Annotated in this window: 8 protein-coding genes; 3 read left to right on the top strand and 5 right to left on the bottom strand. The window is 68.4% G+C overall.

Going from position 1 to position 7,332, the window contains the following annotated elements; translation table 11 throughout:
- Positions 1-62 precede the first annotated feature (62 nt).
- The 5 genes from V6M42_RS07795 to V6M42_RS07815 all read right to left on the bottom strand — a co-directional run bounded on the left by V6M42_RS07795 (position 63) and on the right by V6M42_RS07815 (position 4,256).
- Positions 63-578, bottom strand: coding sequence for a hypothetical protein (locus V6M42_RS07795; protein WP_332678086.1), 516 nt, complete (start codon positions 576-578; stop codon positions 63-65).
- A 26-nt stretch (positions 579-604) separates the two neighbouring features.
- Positions 605-2,005: an MBOAT family O-acyltransferase gene (locus V6M42_RS07800; protein ID WP_332678087.1), complete on the bottom strand. Its 1,401-nt coding sequence runs from the start codon at positions 2,003-2,005 to the stop codon at positions 605-607.
- Positions 2,006-2,854: a GDSL-type esterase/lipase family protein gene (locus tag V6M42_RS07805; protein ID WP_332658855.1), complete on the bottom strand. Its 849-nt coding sequence runs from the start codon at positions 2,852-2,854 to the stop codon at positions 2,006-2,008.
- Positions 2,855-2,856: 2 nt separating this feature from the next.
- Positions 2,857-3,750 carry an SGNH/GDSL hydrolase family protein gene (locus V6M42_RS07810; RefSeq protein ID WP_332658856.1) on the bottom strand — a complete coding sequence of 298 codons (894 nt, stop codon included), beginning with the start codon at positions 3,748-3,750 and terminating at the stop codon, positions 2,857-2,859.
- Between the two features lie 92 nt (positions 3,751-3,842).
- On the bottom strand, positions 3,843-4,256 hold the full coding sequence (locus V6M42_RS07815) for a DUF2177 family protein (protein WP_332678088.1): 414 nt from the start codon (positions 4,254-4,256) through the stop codon (positions 3,843-3,845).
- 130 nt (positions 4,257-4,386) lie between these two features.
- Here V6M42_RS07815 and V6M42_RS07820 point away from each other — a divergent pair, with 130 nt between their 5' ends.
- From V6M42_RS07820 to V6M42_RS07830, 3 genes are all read left to right on the top strand, one after another.
- On the top strand, positions 4,387-5,757 hold the full coding sequence (locus tag V6M42_RS07820; RefSeq protein ID WP_332678089.1) for an NAD(P)/FAD-dependent oxidoreductase: 1,371 nt from the start codon (positions 4,387-4,389) through the stop codon (positions 5,755-5,757).
- Between the two features lie 51 nt (positions 5,758-5,808).
- Complete coding sequence (locus tag V6M42_RS07825; protein WP_332678090.1) at positions 5,809-6,156, top strand: GIY-YIG nuclease family protein; 348 nt, start codon at positions 5,809-5,811, stop codon at positions 6,154-6,156.
- Positions 6,157-6,294: 138 nt separating this feature from the next.
- A complete protein-coding gene (locus V6M42_RS07830) occupies positions 6,295-7,119 on the top strand; it encodes a DUF1365 domain-containing protein (protein ID WP_332678091.1) in 825 nt (274 codons plus the stop codon).
- Positions 7,120-7,332 lie beyond the last annotated feature (213 nt).

Here is a 7,332-nt window from a genome sequence, read left to right on the forward strand (position 1 = left end):
TGACGTCGATCGATTTTCACTGATGCCCCCGCGTCTTCCCCGACGGCGAAGGTTCACCAAACTCAACCCGGTGTCGACCCCGGGTCTCGCGCCGGCGCCTGGCCGATGAACCGCGCCCGCCGCGCATCGGCCCACATCTCGCGCAGCCCCTCACGTGGCATGTCCACCCCGAACACCGCCAGCTGGGCGACCCAGACCTCGGACAGCTGCTCCACCGTCCCCTGCACCCAGCCCGGCGCCTGCTGCCGCGACCAGTTCAGCGGCGACACGGCGTTGAACACCATCAGGAAGGCGACCGTCATCAGCACGGCCCGGCTGGTCCAGCGCCGGTCCCGCGCGGCCACCCCCTCGTCGTCCAGCGGCGGCGCGGGCGGAAAGGCGAACCGCCCCAGCGCCGCCAGCGCATTCTCCCGCGTCGGCAGATCGTGGGCGTCCGCCGTTTCGATCCAGTCGCTGGGCGGATCCTCGGGCGGGGGCAGGCTTTCGGCCAGCGGGGGGAAGGGCGAATCCCCCTGCCGTTTCGGGAACGGTTGAAGCGGGAACTTGCCGCCGAACTCTTCCTTGTCGTCGAATCTCATGATCCAGGTCCCTGCATCACAACGCCTCAGAACTGGAAATAGATGAAGGGGGCGACGCCCTCGGGCCGCACCGCCTCGATCAGCAGGAAGGCCGCCCCGACCAGCAGACCCAGGGTGATGGACGGCGCCGTCTTCAGCCGCTCGGCCATCCCCTCGACCGCGCGCGGCGGCAGCCAGTGCATGGCCAGCCCGCCGACGATCAGCGTCAGCAGCAGCGGCGTCAGCATCACGACCGGCCCGATCCGCCCCAGCCCCTGCAGCATGGCCATCGCCATGTCGAAATTCTCGGCCCGGAACAGGATCCAGCCCAGACAGACGATGTGGAAGGTGACCAGCACGCCCACCACGGTCGGGATCACCTTCTTGTCCCCGAACGCCGCGCGTCCCAGACGCTCGATCACCTGCACCCCGCCATGCAGGGCGCCCCAGGCCAGGAAGGTCCAGGCCGCCCCGTGCCACAGCCCGCCCAGCACCATGGTGATGAACACATTGATGCAGCTCGGGATCAGCCCCTTCCGCCCGCCCCCCAGCGGCACATACAGATAGTCCCGCAGCCAGCTGGACAGGCTGATGTGCCACCGCCGCCAGAAGCTCTGCATCGAACTGGCGCGATACGGCTGGTCGAAATTGCGCGGGAAGGAATAGCCCAGCAGGGCCGCGATCCCGATCGCCATGTCCGAATAGGCCGAGAAGTCGCAATAGATCTGGACCGCGTATCCATAGACCGCCGCCGCGATGTCCACCGCGCCATAGGCCGACGGATCGAAGAACACCGGATCGACCAGATTCACTGAAATCTCGGACGCGATCACCGTCTTCTTGAACAGGCCCCAGACGATCAGCAGCAGGCCGTGCGTGGCCATCTCCCGCGTCAGCCGCGGCGTCCGGTCGAACTGCGGCAGCAGGTCCGACGCCCGCACGATCGGCCCGGCCACCAGATGCGGGAAGAAACTCATCAGCAGCATGACGTCCAGCAGCGACTTCGCCGCCGGCGTCTTCCCGCGATGCACGTCCACGACGTACGAAATGCCCTGGAAGGTGAAGAACGATATCCCCACCGGCAGCACGATCTGCAGCAGCGGCAGGTCCCGCTCCCAGCCGAACCGGGTCAGCAGGTCGCCCGCCTGTTCGACGAAGAAGCCGTAGTATTTGAAGAAGCCCAGGATCAGCAGATTGACCGCGACCCCCAGGCCGACCAGCCACGCCTTCCTCGCCCCCGGCTGCCGCGCGATCAGCGCCCCGACGCCCCAGTTCAGCACGGCCGACGCGATCAGCAGGCCGACGAACCGCCAGTCCCACTGGGCGTAGAAGAACCAGCTGGCCAGCAGCAGGAACAGCTTGCGCCGCCCGTTCTCGCGATCCAGCGACCAGGCGGTGAAATAGACGAACAGGAAGAAGACGCCGAAGGCCAGGGTCGGGAACAGCATCTAGCGCGCCGCTTCCCGCCCGGCCTTCCAGACCGCATAGGCCGCGAGCAGATCGTCGCACAGCACGCCGCCGATCCAGTCAGCGCCGGCCGAGGTGAAATGCACCCGGTCGCCCCGCATGACGGGGTCGTCCCGCAACGCCAGCCGATCCGCCGAACAGTCGCCGCCCATCCGCCCGTGCCAGTCCCAGAACGCCACACCCATGTCGGCGGCCACCCGCCGTTGCACGTCCCGCACCACGGCCAGCGACGGCGGCGGCGCGCGCAACCCGTCCGCGCTGCAGCCCCCCGCCATCCCGCTGCGCTGGGCGTCGGGCGCGCCGAGGATCAGCAGCGACCGGCCCGGCCCGCGCAGCCGCTCGACCTGCGCCCGTAGCAGGGTTTCGTAGGCGGCGGCGTCCAGTCCGTCCTCGAACCCGTCGTTGACGCCGAACGCCAGTATGACGAGATCAGCGTCCGCCATCCCCGGCGCGCCCGGCCAGTTCGCAAAGGCCTCCAGCGTGGCGCCGACGACGCCGACCTCGGTCAGCGCGACGCCCGGCCCCTCCTGCTCGCCGGCATATCCGAACCTTCCCTGGAGGCCTGCGCGAACCCGTCCGGTGACCCGTCCGCCGGCTGTATGGCTGTCCCCGAACTGCACGACGCGCACGGGTCGAACGCGCCGCCCCGCCTCGGTGTCGGACAGGGCGCCGAAGAACGCCGCCAGCGCCTCAGCCTGGCACAGTCCGCCCCCGCACACGGACACGCCGGGCGCCAGCCGCTGAAGCGAGAGATAAGGCGCCTCCTGGGCTTCGACGCCGGCCGAAACCGCCCACAGCCCGGCCGCGATGATCGCCCCCCGGCGCTTCATGTTCAGCGGGCGGGCTGCGGCGCCGGCGCCGCCGACTCCGCCGCGAGCCGGTCCAGCCCGGCGTCGCGCTTCAGCCGCGCCGCCACCGGGGCGCTCATCCGCAGATAGCCGGCCATCGACATGTGGATCCCGTCGTTGGCCCGCATCAGGGTGCGGCGGCCGCTGTCGGCCGGAAGATAGGCCTCGTATCCGCCCTCGCCGTTAGAGGTCAGGGCCGTGGTCTCGATGTACGGGACGCCCAGCGCCGTCATCCGCGCCTCGACCACCCCGTTGATCAGGGTCATCTTCGCGTCGAACGTATCCCGCTTCATGCGCGGCAGGCCGACCCAGTAGACGGCCACGTCGCGGCTGCGCAGCAGGGCGACCAGATCGTCGACCCGTTTGGCATAGGCCGCCTTCCAGCCGTCCGAGCCGAACGGATGGATCTGGCCGTCCATCTCTATGCCCTGGGCGTCATTGGTGCCGAACAGCATGACCGCCACGTCGATCGGCTGCTCGTCCAGCTGGCCGCGCGTCTTCGCCTGGATGTCGACGTAGTCGTAGCGGCTCAGCCCCGTCGAAACCTGCGAGAATTTGCTGACCGTCACATCCGGCGTGTGCTGCAGGTCGCGATAGAGGCCCGCGTACAGCCCGTCGGCCATGGAATCCCCGAACACCCCGATGCGCAGCGGCCCCCGGGCCAGCCGAGCGTCCAGCGGCGTCACGGCGGGCAGGACCGGTGCGGCGGCGACCGGAACGACCGGAGCCGCCGGCGCGGGCGGCGCCGAGGCCGCGGCCTTGTCGCCCAGCATGATGGTCGGATGGCGCAGCCACGCCCGGCCGTCGGGCGTCAGCACCAGCCCGGCCAGGACGCCGACCACGAACGTCGCCGTCAGAGCATTTATGCCAGCCCGCAAACCCGTCCCCCGACTGAACCCTGTTCTGCCGGGTCTTTTACCTTATCGAGGCCGAACCGCCACCTCGCGCCCGTGTCACGGGAAGAAAAAGGTTAACCGAAGCGGCCCTCGGCCCATTTCGCGGCCAGATATCCTCCCAGCGCCGACACCGTCGTCAGCACCGTTCCCCAGGCGATGTCGATGATCGTCACCCGCGTCGACCAGACATTCAGCGTCGCCTGGTTGGTCAGGTCATAGGTCGCATAGGCCACGAACCCCAGCACCGCCCCGTTCAGCGCCGCCCTCTGCCACGCCCCCTCGCGCAGCGCCGGCTCGACGGCGAGGAAGACGGTCCCCGCGATGGAGACCAGATAGAAGGCCACAGCGGCCTTCATGTCCGGCTTTTCCGCCAGGATCGGCCCCAGCGCCGGTTTGTACAGGCGGCTCGTCATGGTCGTCAGCCAGACCGCGTCGAAGGCGGCGAAGGTCAGGCCCGCGCCCAGGTAGGCGGCGACATATTTGATCATCGTTCAATTCCTCGGGTCGGTCGTCCGACGGGCTGCAACGTCCCAGCTACGGGGCGGGTCCCGTCCCGGATGTACGGCATCCGTCAGAGCCTCTGCCCCGTAGCTTCCGGCGAGCATCCCCGGAGCCCGCATGCATCCCCAACTCGTCGCCAACCCGCCGTCGCCCGCCGGCAAACGCATCGCCGTGGTCGGGTCCGGCATTTCGGGCCTGTCCTGCGCCTGGCTGCTGTCGCAGTCGCACGAGGTGACCCTGTTCGAGGCCGCCGACCGTATCGGCGGCCATTCCCATACGGTGGACGCCCCCGCTCCCAGCGGACCGGTCGCCGTCGATACGGGCTTCATCGTCTACAATCAGTCGAACTACCCCAATCTGACGGCCCTGTTCGAGCATCTGCAGGTCCCGACCAAACCGGCCATGATGTCCTTCGCCGTCTCTATCGACGACGGCGCCTTCGAATATTGCAGTCAGGGCCTCGGCGCCCTGTTCGCCCAGAAGCGGAACTACGCCAGCCCCAAATTCTGGCGCATGATCGGCGACCTTCTGCGTTTCCAGAATCAGGCCCCGCGCGACCTCCCGGACCTCGAGCGCTCGGGCGAGACCCTCGACAGCTATCTGAAGCGGGGCGGTTACGGTCCGCTGTTCCGCGAGGCCCATCTGCTGCCCCAGGCCGCCGCCATCTGGTCCTGCACCATGGGGCAGATGGCCAGCTATCCGGCCGCCTCCTTCGTGCGCTTCTACATGAACCACAACCTGCTCAAGGTGGACCTGCGACCGACCTGGCGCACCGTCGAGGGCGGCAGCCGCGCCTACGTGACCCGGCTGGCGGCCGCGTTCAAAGGCCGGGTCGTCACCCGGGCCGGGATCGCGGCCGTGCTGCGCGGGCTCGACGGCGCCGCCCTGCGCTTCGACGACGGCCGACTGGAACGGTTCGACGCCGTCGTGCTGGCCACCCATTCCGATCAGGCCCTGGCCCTGCTGGAAGCACCCTCCGCCGAGGATCGCCGGCTGCTGGGAGCCATCGAATACAGGCCCAACAAGGTCATCCTGCACCGCGACACGTCGCTGATGCCGAAACGGCGCAAGGCCTGGGCCGCCTGGACCCACCTCGGCTATTCCGACCGCGCCGGCGAGGGCGGCGTCACCTACTGGATGAACGAGCTTCAGAGCCTGCCCGGCCCGCCGCTGTTCGTCAGCCTCAACCCGGCGAAGACCCCCGATCCGGCGCTGGTGATCGGAGAATGGGACTATGAGCATCCGGTGTTCGACGCCGCCGCCGTCGCGGCCCAGTCCGAACTCTGGTCGCTGCAGGGCCGCCGCAACATCTGGTTCGCCGGCGCCTGGTTCGGGTCCGGCTTCCACGAGGACGGGCTGCAGGCCGGCCTCGCCGTCGCCGAACAACTGGGCGGCGTGCGCCGACCCTGGTCGGTCGCGAACGAAAGCGGCCGCATCCATTTGCGGGCGCCGGTCGGGATACCTCACCGGTTCATAGAGGCGGCTTGATGTACGTTCTTCCGTCACCCTCGGGCTTGTCCCGGGGGCCTGTCGCGCCACATGCTCTGGCGGATGGGAAGAGAACGCCCGCTGATCGCCGTCTACATCATGACCAACGGCCCTTACGGCACGTTGTACGTCGGTGTGACAAGCGATCTATACCAGCGGGTACACCAGCATCGAGCCGGCACGTTTCCCGGCTTTACCCGCGAACACGGCCTCAAGCGGTTGGTCTGGTTCGAAACTTTCGAGTTCATGACGGTCGCCATAAAACGGGAGAAGGCGATCAAGCGCTATCTCCGCGATTGGAAGATCAATCTGATCGAACGCGACAACCCCCATTGGACCGATCTCTCCCTCGACTGGGATCGACCGCCGGTCTGGAGGCATGGGCCTACGGACGAATAATCATCCGTCACCCTCGGGCTTGTCCCGAGGGCCCATCTTGCCGCGTGACGGATAGGCTTCCAGCGACGCACGACCTGTCCGCCGTTCGAGACCCGAGCCGCCATGGGCCCTCGGGACAAGCCCGAGGGTGACGGAGTGATGGAAAACGCAACGCCCGCGTCCGCCCTCTATGTCGGCGAAGTCGTGCATCGGCGGGTGCATGGTTTCCACCACCGCCTGCGCTACCGCGTCTGGATGGTCTTGGCCGACCTCGACGAACTGGACCGGCTGCAGGACCGCCTGCGCCTGCTCCGCCGCCGGCTCGGCCCGATCACCCTGCGGGCCTCCGACCACGGCGACCGTTCGGGACGCCCCCTGCGCGCGCAGGTCGAGAGTCATCTCGTCAGGGCCGGCGTCGACATCGCCGGCGGGCCGATCCGTCTGCTGACCATGCCGCGCATCCTCGGCTACGGTTTCAACCCGATCAGCGTCTTCTTCTGCCACACGCCCGACGGCGCCCTCGCCGCCCTGCTCTACGAAGTCACCAACACCTTCCGCGAACGGCACAGCTATCTGATCGCGGTTCCCGCAGGCCAGGCCGGCCCCGTCCGTCAGACGGCGGAAAAGCGGCTCTTCGTCTCCCCCTTCATGGACGGCGACCTGACCTACGACTTCACCGTCCATCCCCCGGAGGAGGCCGTATCCGTCGTCGTCGCGGTCCGGCGCGGCGACACGCCCATCCTGACCGCCAGCTTCGCCGGTCGCCGCCGCCCCCTGACCGACGGCCAGCTCCTGCGCGCCTTCGTCACCCACCCCCTCCTGACGTGGAAGGTCACCTGGGGCATTCACTGGGAGGCGCTGAAGATGATGCTGAAGGGCGCCCGTTACCGCACACGGGGCGCGCCGCCGGCGAGGCCCGTGACAGTGGGTCAGGGACCACGCCATGACGTTGCTCGCGAATCTATAGTCGGGTTGGCGAAATAATTGTTCGCCCCTTCAACACCTTCCGCTTTTCCCGAACTCTATTCCTGGCGCCCCTCCGGGAGCCCTTATCATTCCCCTTGTCCCGTCGCAGGGGGAGGGCGTCTGGCGCCAGGGCCATCAACGTGCGGCGGGGTGCGATCGAGCGGGAAACGTCGTCCTGTAATCGTCGCCCGGACCCTTGCGCGGTGAGGAACTGTGCTTGCGGAGAAACGG

The organism is Brevundimonas sp. (assembly GCF_036677305.1).
Taxonomy (GTDB): domain Bacteria; phylum Pseudomonadota; class Alphaproteobacteria; order Caulobacterales; family Caulobacteraceae; genus Brevundimonas.

Bases quoted from the DNA above. Each gene is read 5' to 3' on its own strand.
- V6M42_RS07795 (WP_332678086.1), bottom strand. From the start codon at position 578: ATGAGATTCGACGACAAGGAAGAGTTCGGCGGCAAGTTCCCGCTTCAA.
- V6M42_RS07800 (WP_332678087.1), bottom strand. From the start codon at position 2,005: ATGCTGTTCCCGACCCTGGCCTTCGGCGTCTTCTTCCTGTTCGTCTAT.
- V6M42_RS07805 (WP_332658855.1), bottom strand. From the start codon at position 2,854: ATGAAGCGCCGGGGGGCGATCATCGCGGCCGGGCTGTGGGCGGTTTCG.
- V6M42_RS07815 (WP_332678088.1), bottom strand. From the start codon at position 4,256: ATGATCAAATATGTCGCCGCCTACCTGGGCGCGGGCCTGACCTTCGCC.
- V6M42_RS07820 (WP_332678089.1), top strand. From the start codon at position 4,387: ATGCATCCCCAACTCGTCGCCAACCCGCCGTCGCCCGCCGGCAAACGC.
- V6M42_RS07825 (WP_332678090.1), top strand. From the start codon at position 5,809: ATGCTCTGGCGGATGGGAAGAGAACGCCCGCTGATCGCCGTCTACATC.
- V6M42_RS07830 (WP_332678091.1), top strand. From the start codon at position 6,295: ATGGAAAACGCAACGCCCGCGTCCGCCCTCTATGTCGGCGAAGTCGTG.